General features: G+C 58.0%; 13 protein-coding genes. 4 read left to right on the top strand and 9 right to left on the bottom strand.

Annotated elements, in window-relative coordinates:
* Position 1 precedes the first annotated feature (1 nt).
* Both ACIQU2_RS03515 and ACIQU2_RS03510 read left to right on the top strand, forming a co-directional pair.
* On the top strand, positions 2–580 hold the full coding sequence (locus ACIQU2_RS03515) for a CsiV family protein (protein ID WP_403138606.1): 579 nt from the start codon (positions 2–4) through the stop codon (positions 578–580).
* 10 nt (positions 581–590) lie between these two features.
* Positions 591–3,281, top strand: coding sequence for a DEAD/DEAH box helicase (locus tag ACIQU2_RS03510; RefSeq protein WP_403138605.1), 2,691 nt, complete (start codon positions 591–593; stop codon positions 3,279–3,281).
* Positions 3,282–3,398: 117 nt separating this feature from the next.
* Here ACIQU2_RS03510 and ACIQU2_RS03505 read toward each other — a convergent pair whose 3' ends face one another.
* The 4 genes from ACIQU2_RS03505 to ACIQU2_RS03490 all read right to left on the bottom strand — a co-directional run bounded on the left by ACIQU2_RS03505 (position 3,399) and on the right by ACIQU2_RS03490 (position 9,377).
* Complete coding sequence (locus ACIQU2_RS03505) at positions 3,399–6,704, bottom strand: SNF2-related protein (RefSeq protein ID WP_403138603.1); 3,306 nt, start codon at positions 6,702–6,704, stop codon at positions 3,399–3,401.
* Positions 6,705–6,750: 46 nt separating this feature from the next.
* Positions 6,751–7,488, bottom strand: coding sequence for an S-methyl-5'-thioinosine phosphorylase (locus ACIQU2_RS03500; protein ID WP_403138602.1), 738 nt, complete (start codon positions 7,486–7,488; stop codon positions 6,751–6,753).
* 12 nt (positions 7,489–7,500) lie between these two features.
* Positions 7,501–8,499 (bottom strand): beta-N-acetylhexosaminidase, encoded by a 999-nt coding sequence (gene nagZ / locus ACIQU2_RS03495; protein ID WP_403138891.1) that lies wholly within the window; start codon positions 8,497–8,499, stop codon positions 7,501–7,503.
* 170 nt (positions 8,500–8,669) lie between these two features.
* Positions 8,670–9,377 carry a TetR family transcriptional regulator gene (locus ACIQU2_RS03490; protein WP_347804302.1) on the bottom strand — a complete coding sequence of 236 codons (708 nt, stop codon included), beginning with the start codon at positions 9,375–9,377 and terminating at the stop codon, positions 8,670–8,672.
* Positions 9,378–9,606: 229 nt separating this feature from the next.
* On the opposite strand from ACIQU2_RS03490, the gene lexA reads away from it, so the two are divergent.
* Positions 9,607–10,215, top strand: coding sequence for a transcriptional repressor LexA (lexA, locus tag ACIQU2_RS03485; protein ID WP_026286346.1), 609 nt, complete (start codon positions 9,607–9,609; stop codon positions 10,213–10,215).
* Between the two features lie 10 nt (positions 10,216–10,225).
* Complete coding sequence (gene sulA / locus ACIQU2_RS03480) at positions 10,226–10,699, top strand: SOS-induced cell division inhibitor SulA (RefSeq protein ID WP_046055276.1); 474 nt, start codon at positions 10,226–10,228, stop codon at positions 10,697–10,699.
* Positions 10,700–10,793: 94 nt separating this feature from the next.
* On the opposite strand, the gene ACIQU2_RS03475 is transcribed toward sulA, so the two are convergent.
* The 5 genes from ACIQU2_RS03475 to fadA form a co-directional block, all read right to left on the bottom strand.
* On the bottom strand, positions 10,794–11,027 hold the full coding sequence (locus tag ACIQU2_RS03475) for a hypothetical protein (protein ID WP_046048057.1): 234 nt from the start codon (positions 11,025–11,027) through the stop codon (positions 10,794–10,796).
* Positions 11,028–11,166: 139 nt separating this feature from the next.
* Positions 11,167–11,691: a DUF6586 family protein gene (locus ACIQU2_RS03470; protein ID WP_046047843.1), complete on the bottom strand. Its 525-nt coding sequence runs from the start codon at positions 11,689–11,691 to the stop codon at positions 11,167–11,169.
* A gap of 141 nt (positions 11,692–11,832) precedes the next feature.
* Positions 11,833–14,466, bottom strand: a complete 2,634-nt coding sequence (gene topA, locus ACIQU2_RS03465; protein WP_403138598.1) for a type I DNA topoisomerase — start codon at positions 14,464–14,466, stop codon at positions 11,833–11,835.
* A 114-nt stretch (positions 14,467–14,580) separates the two neighbouring features.
* The gene (locus ACIQU2_RS03460) at positions 14,581–14,817 is read right to left on the bottom strand and encodes a DUF1653 domain-containing protein (protein ID WP_046047845.1); all 237 of its coding nucleotides are present in this window, start codon (positions 14,815–14,817) and stop codon (positions 14,581–14,583) included.
* Between the two features lie 100 nt (positions 14,818–14,917).
* Positions 14,918–16,093: an acetyl-CoA C-acyltransferase FadA gene (gene fadA, locus ACIQU2_RS03455; protein WP_008007076.1), complete on the bottom strand. Its 1,176-nt coding sequence runs from the start codon at positions 16,091–16,093 to the stop codon at positions 14,918–14,920.
* Between the last annotated feature and the right edge of the window lie 2 nt (positions 16,094–16,095).

The following is a 16,095-nucleotide window of genomic DNA, read 5'->3' as shown; positions in this document are numbered from 1 at the left end:
CATGCGCCTGTTTCGCTTACTGACCTTGTTGACAATGTTAATAACAGCGCTGGTCGCCCCTACGGCATTTGCCGATGACTTGTATCAGATTGAAATGATTCTGGTCCGCCAAAACGCCGTGCCCGCTATCGTCAGCCGCGCCGCGCCGGAAGACTGGGCTGCCGGAGCTCAGCCCATCAACCCCGACAGCCTGCGCACACCGAGCCTCAATGCTGAAGTGGAAAAACTCACCGCCAGCAATGAATACACAGTGTTGCTGCACAAGGCCTGGCAACAGAACCTTGGCGAAGAAGCCAGCAAAGTTGCAATCAGCGAGGGCAAAGAACAGTTCGGCCAGTTCCCGATCGAGGGCACGTTGAGCCTGAAACTGGGACGTTTCACTGATGTGGACGCGGATTTCTGGGTTAACCAGATCGACGCCAACGGCATGGTCACCGCCAGCGAACGTATGAAGCAGGAAAGCCACACCAAGAACGGCCAGCTGAACTTCCTCGACAACGGCCATCTCGGCCTGCTGATCAAGATCACCTCGCTGACTGCCCCTGCGCCTCGGCCAGTCCCCGATGAAATTCCGGACTGATTGAGTCCTTATGTCAGCGACCCTGAGCAAACCCCTGGCACCTTCCTGGGTCAGCCGATTCAAGGAACAGAGCCTGGAGCGTGGCCGTCGCTACGCTTTGGAGAACCGCGTCAGGATCGTCGAGGCCGGCGACGCCACGATCATTGCCGCCTGCGAGGGCTCTGGCGGCAACGTTTACCGTCAGACCATTCGCCTGCGCGAGTCAGCCAAAGCCACGTTGCTGATGATCGATGCCACCTGCACCTGCCCGGTCCACAGCAACTGCAAACACTGCGCAGCGGTGTTACTGAAAGTGCAGGAAACCTTGGCCTACCCAGCCGCCGCGCAAGACGCCGAGCTACTCGAGAAACTTCAAGCCGTATTGGAAAACCGTAGCCCAAAAGCGCCGCCGCAAGTGCTGGTGGATAACGTGCAACCGGTGCCGCGCTTGTGGCTGGCGAGCATCGAGTTCAGCGCCTTCGAACCGCGCAACGGCAAGATGCAGCGTTATATTCAACATCGAGCAGCGTTGTCTTTCAGCTATCTGGATGAATACGTTTCCGGGCAGAAGAACGCCGACATCCTAATTCGTCAGGAGACGCAAACGTTACGGATAAAACGCCACCCGGAAATCGAACAGGCCTACAGGGAGCAGCTACGAATCCTCGGTTTCAAGGTCGCCACCCGGCAAAGCAAAGCCTTGCCGGAAAGTGCCGGCGAGCTTTTCGAGATGGTCAACGACAGCGCCTGGCTGACCTTCACCCTCAATGAACTGCCGAAGCTGCGTACCCAGGGTTGGGAGTTGCAGATCGACGAAGACTTCGGTTTCGACCTGACTGCCGTGGACGATTGGTACGCCACCGTAGAACAGGCACCGGAGCGTGACTGGTTCGATCTGGAACTGGGAATCATCGTCAACGGCGAACGGCTGAGTCTGCTGCCGATCCTGCTGAACCTGATGCGCTCTCACACCGAGATCCTCAACCCGGAACGCCTTGCACGACGTCGCGACGACGAGTTGATCCTGGTGAACATTCCCAATCGCCCGAACTCCGAGTACGGCCCGTTGCAAGTCGCCCTGCCCTTCGGCCGATTGAAACCGGTGCTGGCGACCCTCGGCGAGTTCTACCTGCAAGGGCTCGGTGAAACGACGCTGCGCCTGAGCAAAGCCGATGCCACGCGGCTGAATCCGCTGGAAGACCTGCCGTTGCTCTGGGAGGGTGGCGAGCAAATTCGCACCTTTGCCCAGCGGCTGCGGGACATCAAGGACTTCACCGCGACCGCACCGGAAGGTCTGAACGCGACCTTGCGCCCCTATCAGCTGGAAGGCTTGAGCTGGATGCAGTCGTTGCGACAACTGGAAGTCGGCGGGATTCTCGCGGACGACATGGGTCTGGGCAAAACCCTACAGACCCTGGCGCACATTCTCAGTGAGAAGAACGCCGGACGCCTCGATCGGCCGTGCATGGTAGTGATGCCCACCAGCCTGATCCCCAACTGGCTGGATGAAGCGGCGCACTTCACGCCGCAACTCAAAGTGCTGGCGCTGTACGGTGCCAGTCGCAAAAAGCATTTCGACACGCTGGCCGATTACGATCTGATTCTGACCACCTATGCGCTGCTGCCCAAGGACGTCGAACGTCTCGCCGCGCAGCCTTTGCACGTGTTGGTTCTGGACGAGGCGCAATACATCAAGAACCCCAACAGCAAGGCCGCCCATGCTGCCCGCGAATTGAATGCCCGTCAGCGTCTTTGCCTGAGCGGCACGCCGCTGGAAAACCACCTGGGTGAACTGTGGTCGCTGTTTCACTTCCTGCTGCCCGGCTGGCTGGGTGACGTGAAAAGCTTCAACCGCGATTACCGCGTGCCGATCGAAAAACGCGCCAGCGAAGTACGACTTCAGCACCTCAATGGCCGGATAAAACCGTTCCTCCTGCGTCGAACCAAGGAACAAGTGGCGACCGAGTTGCCGCCGAAAACCGAAATCATCCACTGGGTCGAGCTCAACGAAGCCCAGCGCGACGTGTACGAAACCATGCGCCTGGCGATGGACAAGAAAGTCCGCGACGAGATCACCCGCAAGGGCGTGGCGCGCAGTCAGATCATCATTCTTGAGGCGCTGCTGAAACTGCGTCAGGTCTGCTGCGATTTGCGTCTGGTCAACGATGCCGCCCTGCCCACTCGCGGCAGCACGTCGGGCAAGCTCGACAGCCTGATGGAAATGCTTGAGGAATTGTTCGATGAAGGTCGGCGGATTCTGTTGTTCTCGCAGTTCACCTCAATGCTGTCGTTGATTGAAGATGAGCTGAAAAAGCGCGGAGTCGATTATGCGCTGCTGACCGGGCAGACCCGCGACCGGCGCGCCCCGGTAAAAGACTTCCAGAGCGGCAAGCGTCAGATCTTTCTGATCAGCCTGAAGGCGGGTGGCGTCGGCCTGAACCTGACCGAAGCCGACACGGTGATTCACTATGATCCGTGGTGGAATCCGGCGACGGAAAATCAGGCCACTGATCGGGCGTATCGCATTGGTCAAGAGAAACCGGTGTTCGTCTACAAGATGATTGCCCGGGGCACGGTGGAAGAGAAGATTCAGCATCTGCAGAAGGAAAAATCCGACTTGGCGGCTGGCGTGCTGGATGGGCGCAAGACCGGGGACTGGAAGTTGCAGAGTGATGATATTGAAGCGTTGTTTGCGCCGCTGCCGGACAAGTTGGAAAAATAGCGGCGATTATTAAATCGTCATTGCGAGCAAGCTCCCTCCCACAGGGTTATCGCTGTACCTGTGGGAGCGAGCTTGCTCGCGATGGCGTCAACTCGGACTCACTGCAGTCACGCTTTATCAGGATTTTGGATCAGGCAACGGCGCAAACAGTGCTTCAATGTCACTCTGCTCAAGCTTCCACCCTCCGGTCGTCCCACCTTCAAGCACAGCCCCGGCCAACGCCGCCTTCTCCTGTTGCAGCGCCTGTATTTTCTCCTCCACCGTGCCCCGGGCAATCATCTTGTAAACGAAGACCGGTTTGTCCTGACCGATCCTGTAAGCACGATCGGTGGCCTGATTTTCAACAGCAGGATTCCACCACGGATCGAAGTGAATCACCGTGTCGGCCGCTGTCAGATTAAGCCCCGTGCCACCCGCCTTCAGACTGATCAGGAACAACGGCACCTTGCCGCTCTGGAAGTCTTTGACTGGCGTGCGCCGATCAGTCGTTTCGCCAGTCAATAACGCATAGCCAACACCACGATGCAGCAATTCTTCCTCAATCAATGCAAGCATCGAGGTGAACTGCGAAAACAGCAAAATCTTGCGTCCTTCACTGAGTAACTCCTCCAGCATCTCCATCAAGCCAATCAGCTTGCCGCTGCCCGCTCGAAGTGCTTTCGCCGTCAGAGACATTTTGACCAGCCGCAGATCGCAGCACACCTGACGCAACTTCAGCAAGGCGTCGAGGATAATGATCTGGCTACGCGCAACGCCGCTGCGGGCAATTTCGTCACGCACCTTCTTGTCCATCGCCACGCGCACGGTTTCATAAACATCCCGCTGCCCATCGCTGAGTTCGATCCAATGCACGATCTCGGTTTTTGGCGGCAACTCGGTGGCGACCTGTTCTTTCTTGCGGCGTAGCAGAAAGGGCTTTATGCGGGCTGTCAGGTGCTGCATCCGTTCGCTATTGCCGTGTTTCTCGATCGGGGTGCGGTAGTCGCGATTGAAGGTTTTACTGTCGCCTAGCCAGCCGGGCAACAGGAAGTGAAACAGTGACCATAGCTCGCCGAGATGATTTTCCAACGGTGTACCGGACAGGCACAAACGCTGCCGGGCCTCCAGATCACGGGCAGCCTGAGCGGCTTTGCTGAGCGGATTTTTGATGTTCTGCGCTTCATCGAGAATCAGCACGCTCCAGACCTGTGGCTGCAAAACCTCAAGATCACGCGGCAACAACGCATACGTGGTCAGCACCAGATCGTATTCGGCAAGGTTGATGAAGTCCTTTTGCCGAGTGGCGCCATGCAGCGCCAAGACTTTCAGCTGCGGGGTGAAGCGTGCCGCTTCGTCGAGCCAGTTGGGAATGAGGCTGGTCGGCATCACCGCGAGTGCCGGAAGATCGAGTCGACCTGCCTGCTTTTCCACTAGTAAATGAGCCAGGGTTTGCAGGGTCTTGCCCAGGCCCATGTCGTCGCCAAGGATACCGCCGACCTCAAGCTCACGAAGGGTCTGCATCCAGTTCAGACCTTCATGCTGATAAGGCCGCAATGTGGCGTTGAGGCCTTCCGGAACAGCAATGCTCTTATGAGTCGACTCACGCAAGCGTTTCGCGAAACTGCGCAAGCGCTCACCGCCCTGCCAGACCAGAGGCAACCCCTCCAACTCACTCAATCGCGCTGCATCAGGGGCGCTCAAGCGTAATGAGGCACTGCTGCTCACACCCAAATACAATTCGCCGAGCGTTGCCATTAATGGCTTGATCCGACCCAGGGACAGCGCAATTTTTATGCCTGGCTTGGCACCCAACTGCCCACTATTGAGATCGATCAGCACGTGATCGTCATCATCACGCAAGGCCAGTTCTGCCGGCCTCAACAGTTGCGGTTGCCTGCGCAACAATTGCAGCAGGATGGGCAGCAAACTGTGGCGCTCGCCATTGACCACGATACCCAACTGCAGATCGAACCACTCGCGTCCCGGAGATTCCTCGACATCGGCATACCATTCATCTATAGGCTGCAAATTGAAATGAAAGCCCTCGTTGATACGGATCTGCCAGTTTGCCTCTCTGAGCGCCGGGACCCCGGATTGCACAAAAGCCAGCCAAGCCGAGTCGTCCGGCAAATCGAACATTTCGCCTGCACTATCGGGTAACGCATCACTTTTACGGGTGGCCTTTTTGAAGCCATATTTTTGCAAGGCTTGGCGCAAGGCTTTTTCAGCCACGGGTTTGCGTTGAATGCGCTGGGTTTCGGTGCCGGACAGTATCAGTACTTCTGAGGATTTTTTGTCCGCCGCCATGTGGCCGTTGTAGGTGAACGCCAATGCCGCGCGATGCTCGGGTTCGTACTTCCAGTTCCTGTAACGGTTGGTGCTTGCAAGCGTCAGGAAGGCTTGGGGTTCGACGTCGTCGACGATCCGCTCGGTCAATGCATGCGGTGGAGGCACGACTCGAGTCACAGCACTCATCCGATGGCTGAACTGCATGGCCTGACGTGCGGGAATGTCAGGGGCCAATGACAAATGGCAGGCCAGCTTTTCGTCTAGCTCGCTTAGCAGCGGCCCAACCTCCATCCGTTCGCGGTCCAGGTAGTACAAAGGTTCCAGCGCCAGAATCGTTTCTTCTGGCGCCTCGTCACTACGCCACTGAGGACGGAAGCTGCCGCTGGCTTGCTCGGTCCAGTCAAACTGCGCAGACCTGCTCTTTCCAGGTACCAGCGGCTGCAATTGTTCGAAGTCGAGATACAGGCGTGATGTTTTCAATGCCAATTGAAGAACTTCGGCACCACTGCTGCGTTGCAGGGGATAACCGCTGTAAAACGAATGATGGGAGTGGACGGCGACCAGCAATCTTGCGATTCGCAGATCGAGCTCCGACAGATAGCCAGGCTCTCGCATCAGTGCGTCTGACGGCGAGAACACAGACTTGATGTCCTGCAAGCGGCCATCCTTGAGCTGACGAGCCTTGTAAATTTCCAGCAACCACTTGCCTGTAGTGGACGTTGCTTTGAGTTTATATACCCAGCACGTGCCGGTGCTCTGCGCAGTCCCATCGCGATCCAGAGCGTCGCGAGGAATATCATTGAGCCAGCGCTCCAAGTCACGATTCAGTTGGACCGAGGCAGTACTTTTGAACGAGTCCACGGGGTGCTCTTGCAGGTTAAAAAGCACGGTTGCGCAGTGTTTGCAATTGATCACCACTGGACACGAACAAGAGCAAACCAGCTCAAAATCACCATTAGGGTCTTCAATGAGTTCAATGGCTTGTTCGTAGATATTCCCTTGGGAACCTTTGCAAATTGCGAGAACGAGAGCGTCCTCGATTTCGCGGATTTGTACCCGGCTTTCTACAGCGTATCTGCGAGCCTTATCCAGAGCACGATGACTGAACTCCTCCGCCCACGGCAGCTCATGAAGTTGCTCAATAATTGCCAGCATAAAATCAACGCTTCTGAAAGTGACTGTAGTTTGCAGGCATCAAGACTCAGCCTTTGAGTACCCGGGCCAACGTCGACTTCACCTTGCCCATTCCGTCATGCAGCGCTTGCTCGATCTCGGCCATGCTGATCACTGCCGTCGACTTGCCCGCTGCCGGGTTTACTACCAGCGCCAGACAGGCGTAATCCAGTTCCAGCTCGCGAGCCAATGCCGCCTCCGGCATCCCGGTCATGCCGACGATGTCGCATCCGTCGCGCTCCAGCCTGGCGATTTCAGCGACAGTTTCCAGCCGTGGCCCTTGAGTGCAGGCGTACACGCCATGACTGCTGTAGCCGACACCTTCGGCCGCCAGCGCCGCGATCAACTGCTGACGCAGTGGCTCGCTGTAGGGATAGCTGAAGTCGATGTGTGTGACCTGCTGCAGATCATCGGCGAAATAGGTGTGTTCGCGATCGCTGGTGTAGTCAATCAGTTGATGCGGCACGCAGAAATGTCCGGTACCCATCGCGGAATGAATCCCACCCACGGCGTTGACCGCGAAAATCGCTTCGGCACCAGCCTGTTTCAGCGCCCAGAGGTTGGCGCGGTAGTTCACCTGATGCGGCGGGAAACGGTGAGGTTGACCGTGGCGCGCGAGGAACAGCACTTCCTTGCCGGCGTACTCGCCAATCTGCACTTCAGCCGAAGGCGCACCGTACGGCGTGTCCACCGCCAGTGACTGACGAATGCTCAGGCCTTCGAGTTGAGTCAGGCCGGTGCCACCGATAAACGCGTAAACCGTCATAACGAAAAGTCCTCAATCTATCAGTTGAGCTTCTTTGAGCGCCCCGACCGCTGCGAGCCAGCGCGGGTTCTGACGGTATTCAATGTTGGCGTACGACTGGCCGCGCATCCGCGCGATGCGCTCGGACGGCTTGACCTTCAGACGCTGGGCGGCGCTCAGGGCCAATTCAGCGGCCGCGCGATCGTTGCACACCAGGCCCATGTCACAACCGGCCGTCAGCGCCGCTTCGATACGGCTGGCAGCATCGCCGACCACGTGGGCGCCGGCCATGGACAGGTCATCGCTGAAGATCACGCCGTCGAATTGCAGCTCGCCACGCAGGATGTCCTGCAACCAGCGGCGGGAGAAGCCGGCGGGTTGGGAATCGACTTGCGGATAGATAACGTGGGCCGGCATGACCGCAGCCAATTGCTTGCTCAGTCGGGCGAACGGCACCAGGTCATTGGCGCGGATTTCGTCGAGACGGCGCTCATCAACAGGGATCGCAACGTGGGAATCGGCCTCGGCCCAGCCGTGACCGGGAAAGTGCTTGCCGGTGGCGGCCATGCCGGCGCTGTTCATGCCGCGAATGAAGGCACCCGCCAGCAACGCTGCACGCTCGGGATCACCTTCAAATGAACGGGTGCCGACTACAGCGCTGCGCTGGAAGTCGAGGTCCAGCACCGGAGCGAAACTCAGATCGAGGCCGACGGCCAGCACTTCAGTCGCCATGATCCAGCCGCACTGTTCGGCGAGGTATTCGGCATTCGGGTTGTCAGCGATGGCGCGCATGGCTGGCAGTCGTACGAAGCCCTGACGCAAACGCTGAACCCGGCCGCCCTCCTGGTCGACTGCCAACAGCAGATCGGGGCGAATGGCGCGGATTGAGGCGCTCAACTCGCGCACCTGGCGCGGGTGTTCGATATTGCGGGCGAAAATAATCAGGCCACCCACTTCGGGTTGGCGCAACAGGTGGCGATCTTCAGCCGTCAGCCAGGTACCGGCGACGTCCACCATCAACGAGCCTTGCAGGCCAGCAGTCATAGAGATTCCTTGATAACGATAAACCCAGCTCGCACGCAATCGCCGCCATGGGCAATGCCCGGCAGGTCGGCGATACAAATGGGGAGCGGGTTCAGAACGAGAGTCGGCATGGGCGGCTAGCTTAGCGGATGTCAGCTGCCGCGCCCACCCGTGCGCGGTTAAACCTTGGCGGCAACCGGGGTCGATTTGCTGCGCGGACGCAACTGCGCAGTGGCCATGGCCGCGTCGGTCACGCCGGTTTCGGCGCGCATGCCCGCCGCCAGGAACGGCACCATCAGACGCATTACTTGCTCAATGGAGGTATTGACGCCGAAGTCGGTCTCGGCAATTGCGCGCAGGGCCTTGATACCGGACATGCTGAACGCGGCGGCGCCGAGCATGAAGTGCACACGCCAGAACAGCTCAATTGGCGGAATACGCGGTGCAGCTTCGTTGACCAACATCATGTAGCGGCGGAACACCTTGCCGTACATGTCCTCCAGATAACGCCGCAAGTGCCCTTGGCTCTGACTGAAAGCCAGACCCAGCAAACGCATGAAAATCGACAGATCGTTGCCACTGCGTGGTTGCACCACCAGGGCTTGCTCGACGAGGATTTCCAGCAGATCTTCAAGTGTCGGCTTGTTCTCCGGCTTGGTCTGACGCCGCTCCAGCTCTTTATCAAGGCTTAAGCAGAACGGCCCGAGAAAGCGCGAGAAAACGGCCTGGATCAGCGCCTTCTTCGAACCAAAGTGATAGTTAACCGCCGCCAGATTGACACCGGCCTTGCTGGTGATCAGACGCAATGAGGTTTCAGCAAAACCTTTTTCCGCGAACAATTGCTCGGCAGCATCAAGAATGCGTTCAACGGTTTCCGACTGGGCCATGGCTACTCCGCCTGACAAACACTTGTTTGAAACATACGTTTCAGCCTGTGTCTTGTCAAGCCTGGCCGTTCGTTTCGGGAATGGTCGGTCACCTATTTAACCATACAACCCTCAAGCTTGAATCAGCAGGCTCATGGACCGTCTGGCGGTCGGCAAAAAAAGGGGCATTGCCAAGACCGTTCCACTGTATATAATCCCAGTCACTGTATAAAAAGACAGAGCGATCAATATGCTAAAGCTGACGCCACGCCAAGCAGAGATTCTGGCCTTCATCAAACGCTGCCTCGAAGACAACGGCTACCCGCCCACCCGCGCGGAAATCGCTCAGGAACTGGGTTTCAAGTCGCCCAATGCGGCGGAAGAACACCTCAAGGCGCTGGCCCGCAAGGGTGCGATCGAGATGACGCCCGGTGCTTCCCGTGGTATTCGCATCCCCGGCTTCGAAGCCAAGGCCGACGATTCCACCCTGCCGATCATTGGCCGAGTGGCTGCCGGTGCTCCGATCCTCGCCCAGCAGCACATAGAAGAGTCTTGCAACATCAACCCGTCGTTCTTCCATCCTCGCGCCGACTATCTACTTCGGGTTCATGGCATGAGCATGAAGGATGTGGGCATTTTCGACGGTGACCTGCTGGCAGTGCACACCACCCGCGAAGCACGCAACGGCCAGATCGTAGTAGCGCGGATCGGCGACGAAGTGACCGTCAAGCGTTTCAAGCGCGATGGTAGCAAGGTCTGGTTGATTGCCGAAAACCCTGAATTCGCCCCTATCGAAGTGAACCTGAAAGATCAGGAACTGGTGATCGAAGGCTTGAGTGTCGGCGTCATTCGCCGCTAAAGGAGGCTTTATGCAGTTCCCACACACATCACAGCAAGCCCAACTGCCGTTGTTCGAGGCTTTCATGGTGCAGCCATTGGCGCCGATCCTGAAAGACGTGGTCGAGTCACCCTGGAGCGCCGAGCCCGAAGTCTTCAGTGAGCTGTCGCTGCGTGGTGCAGCCGGGAACTGCCTGAACCTTCTTGCGCCGATTCTCAGGGAGCTGAGTCAGGACCAGGACGCGCGCTGGCTGACGTTGATCGCTCCGCCCGCCAGCCTGACCCAGACCTGGTTGCGGGACGCCGGCCTTAACCGTGAACGCATCCTCCTGCTGCAACCGCGCGGCACTCAGAGCGCTCAGCAGTTGACCTGCGAGGCCTTACGCCTGGGCCGCAGCCACACGGTGGTCAGCTGGCTCAACCCATTGAGCACAACTTCACGGCAACAGTTGATCAGCGCCGCCCGGATCGGGGACGCACAAAGCCTGAATATTCGATTGGGTTAACTGACAAACAATGCGCGCGTTGAACAGCGCGGGGCTTCTCCAAGGATAGAGAAGCCAACCTGTAGCGATATCAGCAAAAAACCGACGGGCGGGATCAATGAAGAACCCGAGACCCCTCGTCCGTATTGAAATCGCCTTCAACCAAGCGTCCGGCCATCTGAACGCCGACGCTCAACATCGCCTTGGCGACTTCCACGTGCTGGCCCTGCAGGAACGCCTTGGCATCCTCGGAGAAATCCAAAGTAACCAGAGAACCCTCGTCCTCAGCCCTGCGCAGCTCGATACGGCCGTCTGGTAACTCGACAATTTCTAGAAAGGACGTTGGCATAAAGGTCTGTTCTCCACGAAAGGCGGGGATTATATAGGCATCGGCCAGGCTTCGCTCGGGATCTTGACCAGATGTCATTGCGAAGAAATATCTGCTAGCACTCATCCCTGAGTGGACAACCCATCGGGTCATCCTTCCCTCAGCACTCGTTCAGGCCTTCGCGAAACCGAATCGCCAGCCCCTTGAGGTTCTGACGCCAGCTCTCCAGCTCTTCCCGGCTCAGCTCTTGTGGAGCCTCTTCTTCATCCAGGTTAACGGCCAGGATCAGCGGCTGCGTCACGTCACCCTTAGGCTTGTGCGGCGCCCGTGGCGGCTGGAACAGTGCAGCATGGGCTGCCAGCAGTTTGGCCAGCCAGGTTTCCGAATTATTGGCCAACTCGACCATCTCGGCCATTTCCGGAATCGCGATAGCTTCAAGCACTTCGCGAGTCAGCAGCAACTCGGCCCGAGGCGCATTGGCTTGAGGCAAGCGATAGAAACCCGCGATTTCATGGCACAGCCCCAGCAACGCACCGTAGAGGTGAAACAACGCCGATTCGCGTCCGGCCTGGATCAGCGCCAGAGAGTTCATCGCCCGCCCCTCTTCAGCTCTGGCGAGCGCTTCCAGCGACAGGCCGGCGAAGTAAATCTTCTGGTTGGTACGGGTATAGAGTTCGTGGGCCATGACGGCAGCCTCCACAACGAAATAATTGTTTCACGCAGGTCAGACAGTGTCGGGGATCACCCGAGCTCACCGCAAGCACAAAACAAAAAGGCCGCATGAAAACCAGAAGGTTGTCATGCGGCCTTTTCAGTACAGCACCTGTTAAGCCTTAGCGGTCTTCGCCGGGCGCTTGTCTTCAACCGTCCACTTGCCGCCGTCGTAGTACGCCTTCCAGCCAGTCGGCTTACCGTCGACTTCAGTCTGTACGTACTGCTCTTTGGTTTTACGGCTGTAACGGATCACAGCAGGCAGGCCGTCCGGGTCTTTCTTCGGCGCCTCGCAGAGGAAGTGGTACTTCGGATCGATCTCATCCTTGTGCGGCACAATTTCCATGACCAGCGGAGCACGCGTCTCGCGGTTTTTCGGGAATTGACTGGCCGCCAGGAACAGGCCGGAAGCACCGTCGCGCAGGATGTAGGTGTCGTTGACCTTTTCGCATTTCAGCTCAGGCATCTTCACCGGATCCATCTTCGGAGGTGCTGCATCACCGCTTTTCAGCAGCTTGCGGGTGTTCTTGCACGTCGCATTGGTGCAGCCGAAGAACTTGCCGAAACGGCCGGTCTTGAGCTGCATCTCGCTGCCGCACTTGTCGCATTCCAGGCTCGGACCTTCGTAGCCTTTGATGCGATAAGTGCCCTCTTCGATTTCGTACCCTGAGCAATCCGGGTTGTTACCGCAGATGTGCAGCTTGCGCTTCTCATCCAGCAGGTAAGCGTCCATCGCCGTGCTGCAGATCGGGCAGCGGTGCTTGCCACGCAGCACCAGCGATTCCGATTCACCCTCGTCGTCCGCCGCGATTTCGTCGCCCGGTACCAGGTTGACCGTGGCCTTGCAGCGCTCTTTCGGCGGCAGGCTGTAGCCCGAGCAGCCTAGGAACACGCCAGTCGATGCGGTACGAATCTGCATCGGACGACCGCACAACACGCACGGAATATCAGTCATTACCGGCTGGTTGGCGCGCATGCCGCCTTCGGCGCTTTCGGCTACTTCGAGCTTCTTCTTGAAGTCGCCGTAGAACTCGTCGAGTACGTTCTTCCAGTCGCGTTCACCCTGGGCCACGTCATCGAGGTTCTCTTCCATGCCGGCGGTGAAGCCGTAGTCCATGAGATTGGAGAAGCTCTCGGCCAGACGTTCGGTAACGATGTCGCCCATCTTTTCCGAGTAGAAACGACGGTTGTGCAGCGCAACGTAGCCTCGATCCTGGATGGTCGAAATGATCGCTGCGTAGGTCGAAGGACGACCGATGCCGCGTTTTTCCATTTCTTTAACCAGGCTCGCTTCCGAGTAACGCGCCGGCGGCTTGGTGAAGTGCTGGGTCGGATCAAGCTTGATCAGCTTCATCGCGTCGCCCTGAGCCATGTCCGGCAACACGTCGTCATCGCCAGGCTTGGCAATTTGCGGCATGACGCGGGTGTAGCCGTCGAACTTCAGGATGCGGCCTTTGGCGCGCAACTCGAAGTCACCGGCACCGACGGTGACAGTGGTCGACAGGTATTGGGCCGGCAGCATCTGGCAAGCGAGGAACTGGCGCCAGATCAGCTCGTAGAGCCGCTCAGCATCACGCTCCATGCCCGACAACTTGCTTGGCTCGGTATTGGCATCGGACGGACGAATCGCTTCGTGAGCCTCTTGTGCGCCTTCCTTGCTGCTGTAGACATTCGGGTTTTCCGGCAGGTACTTCTTGCCGAACTCGCCTTCAATATAAGTACGCGCCATCGTCACGGCATCGACCGAGAGGTTGGTGGAATCGGTACGCATGTAAGTGATGTAGCCGGCTTCGTACAGACGCTGGGCCATCATCATGGTTTTCTTCACGCCGAAGCCCAGGCGGTTACTGGCAGCCTGTTGCAGAGTGGACGTGATGAAAGGTGCCGACGGCTTGCTGCTAGTCGGTTTGTCTTCGCGTTTGACGATGCTGTAGCTGGAAGCCTTGAGCTTCTCCAGCGCGGCCATGGCCTGGGCTTCGTTGAGCGGCTTGAAGGCTTCGCCTTTCTCGCGAGCCACGTCAAAGCGCACAGTTGCGCCTTTGGCGGTGCCGAGGTCGGCGTGAACTTCCCAGTACTCTTCCGGGTTGAACGCGCGGATTTCACGCTCACGCTCAACCACCAGCTTCACGGCTACCGACTGCACGCGACCGGCGGACAGGCCACGAGCGACCTTGGCCCACAGCAGTGGCGAAACCATGTAACCCACCACGCGGTCGAGGAAACGACGCGCTTGTTGTGCGTTTACACGATCGATGTCCAGCTCGCCCGGTTTGGAGAAGGCTTCCTGGATCGCTTTCTTGGTGATTTCGTTGAACACCACGCGCTTGTAGCGGCTGTCGTCACCACCGATGGCTTCGCGCAGGTGCCAGGCAATGGCTTCCCCCTCGCGATCCAAGTCGGTTGCGAGATAGATGGTGTCAGCATCTTTGGCGAGCCGGCGCAGCTCTTCGATGACCTTTTCCTTACCCGGGAGGATCTCGTACTTGGCTTTCCAGCCATGATCGGGATCGACGCCCATGCGCGAGACCAGCTGCTTGCGCGCTTTCTCTTTCGGCGTGAGCACCGGACCTTCACCCGCAGCGGCCTTGCCGCGCTTGGCGGCTGGCTCTTTGCTGGCGCTAGCCGAACCGCTGGTGGGCAGGTCTCGGATATGGCCGATACTCGACTTCACCACGTATTGGTTACCCAGATACTTGTTGATGGTCATGGCCTTAGCCGGGGATTCCACAATGACCAGCGATTTGCCCATGGATCAGAAAATTCCTGAATTCTAGAAGTGAAAGGCGGTTGGCGCCTGACGCGGCACCGCTATATATAGTGGCTACAAGGTGAGGTCAAGCGCAGGGTCTTGCGCGCACTCAGCTTATGGCTTGGAAAAAAGGCTCGGTTCGGCTTGCACCAAAGCAAAGCGTGGCACCTGTTCGCCGTCAACCTCGACCGACTCCAGGAACATGCTCAAGGGACGCACCCAAAAGCCGTAATCGCCATACAGGGCTTGGTAGAAGACCACTTCTTCTTCGGTTTCCGAATGCCGCGCAATACTGAATACACGGTACTGCGGACCTTTGTAATGTTGGTAGAGCCCAGGTTGTATCGGCATGGTTTGGCCCTCGCTCAAATCTTTTAAAAATAAAAACAAAAAATAAATTCAGAAAAACAAAAACCGGGGCACTTGGCCCCGGCTTCCGTCAACGGAACGCTTAAACGCGTTCGAAGACGGTAGAGATGCCTTGGCCGAGACCAATGCACATGGTGGCTACCCCGAAGGTGCCGCCATTTTGCTTCATCACGTTCAGCAGAGTGCCGGAGATACGTGCACCGGAGCAACCGAATGGGTGACCCAGGGCAATCGCGCCGCCGTGCAGGTTAACCTTCTCGTTCATCTTGTCGAGTACTTTCAAATCTTTCAGCACTGGCAGGGCCTGTGCGGCGAAAGCTTCGTTGAGCTCGAAGAAGTCGATATCGTTAATGCCAAGACCCGCGCGCTTCAGTGCTTTTTGTGTGGCCGGTACTGGACCATAGCCCATGATTGCCGGGTCTACACCTGCCACCGCCATCGAACGAATCACCGCCATAGGCTGAATGCCCAGGTCCTGTGCACGCTGCGCCGACATCACGATCATGCACGAAGCGCCATCGGTGATTTGCGACGAAGTACCGGCTGTCACGGTACCGCCCTTAGGGTTGAACGCTGGCTTCAGAGCCGCCAGGCTTTCCAGGGTTGTTTCCGGACGAATGGTTTCGTCGTAGTCGAACAATTTCAGGAAACCGTTCTCGTCGTAGCCCTGCATCGGGATGATTTCGTCTTTGAACTTGCCTTCCAGCGTCGCTTTATGAGCGAGCTGGTGGGAGCGCACGCCGAAAGCGTCCTGTTGTTCGCGAGTAATGCCGTGCATTTTACCCAGCATTTCAGCGGTCAAACCCATCATGCCCGAGGCTTTCGCCGCGTACAGGGACATGTGCGGGTTCGGATCGACACCGTGCATCATGCTCACGTGGCCCATATGCTCGACGCCGCCAACCACGAACACGTCACCGTTGCCGGTCATGATCGCTTGCGCAGCAGTGTGCAGAGCACTCATCGACGAACCACACAGACGGCTGACGGTCTGACCGGCAGCGGTGTGCGGGATCTGAGTCATCAGGGACGCCATGCGGGCGATGTTCCAGCCCTGCTCCAGGGTCTGGTTCACACAGCCCCAGATCACGTCTTCGACTTCACTCGGATCAACCTTGACGTTGCGTTCCAGCAACTTGCTGATCAGGTGCGCCGACATGTCTTCAGCGCGGGTGTTGCGGTGCATGCCGCCCTTGGAGCGGCCCATCGGAGTACGACCGAAGTCGACAATCACGACGTCTCTAGGATTCAAGCTCATAT

It is taken from the genome of Pseudomonas sp. NPDC098740 (genome assembly GCF_044760065.1).
Classification (GTDB): Bacteria; Pseudomonadota; Gammaproteobacteria; order Pseudomonadales; family Pseudomonadaceae; genus Aquipseudomonas; species Aquipseudomonas rossensis.
This window is presented reverse-complemented; position numbering and strand designations above follow the sequence as displayed.

Excerpts from the sequence above, each read along its gene's own strand:
- ACIQU2_RS03515 (WP_403138606.1), top strand. The coding sequence starts at position 2 with ATGCGCCTGTTTCGCTTACTGACCTTGTTGACAATGTTAATAACAGCG.
- ACIQU2_RS03510 (WP_403138605.1), top strand. The coding sequence starts at position 591 with ATGTCAGCGACCCTGAGCAAACCCCTGGCACCTTCCTGGGTCAGCCGA.
- ACIQU2_RS03505 (WP_403138603.1), bottom strand. The coding sequence starts at position 6,704 with ATGCTGGCAATTATTGAGCAACTTCATGAGCTGCCGTGGGCGGAGGAG.
- ACIQU2_RS03500 (WP_403138602.1), bottom strand. The coding sequence starts at position 7,488 with ATGACGGTTTACGCGTTTATCGGTGGCACCGGCCTGACTCAACTCGAA.
- ACIQU2_RS03490 (WP_347804302.1), bottom strand. The coding sequence starts at position 9,377 with ATGGCCCAGTCGGAAACCGTTGAACGCATTCTTGATGCTGCCGAGCAA.
- lexA (WP_026286346.1), top strand. The coding sequence starts at position 9,607 with ATGCTAAAGCTGACGCCACGCCAAGCAGAGATTCTGGCCTTCATCAAA.
- sulA (WP_046055276.1), top strand. The coding sequence starts at position 10,226 with ATGCAGTTCCCACACACATCACAGCAAGCCCAACTGCCGTTGTTCGAG.
- ACIQU2_RS03475 (WP_046048057.1), bottom strand. The coding sequence starts at position 11,027 with ATGCCAACGTCCTTTCTAGAAATTGTCGAGTTACCAGACGGCCGTATC.
- ACIQU2_RS03470 (WP_046047843.1), bottom strand. The coding sequence starts at position 11,691 with ATGGCCCACGAACTCTATACCCGTACCAACCAGAAGATTTACTTCGCC.
- topA (WP_403138598.1), bottom strand. The coding sequence starts at position 14,466 with ATGGGCAAATCGCTGGTCATTGTGGAATCCCCGGCTAAGGCCATGACC.
- ACIQU2_RS03460 (WP_046047845.1), bottom strand. The coding sequence starts at position 14,817 with ATGCCGATACAACCTGGGCTCTACCAACATTACAAAGGTCCGCAGTAC.
- fadA (WP_008007076.1), bottom strand. The coding sequence starts at position 16,093 with ATGAGCTTGAATCCTAGAGACGTCGTGATTGTCGACTTCGGTCGTACT.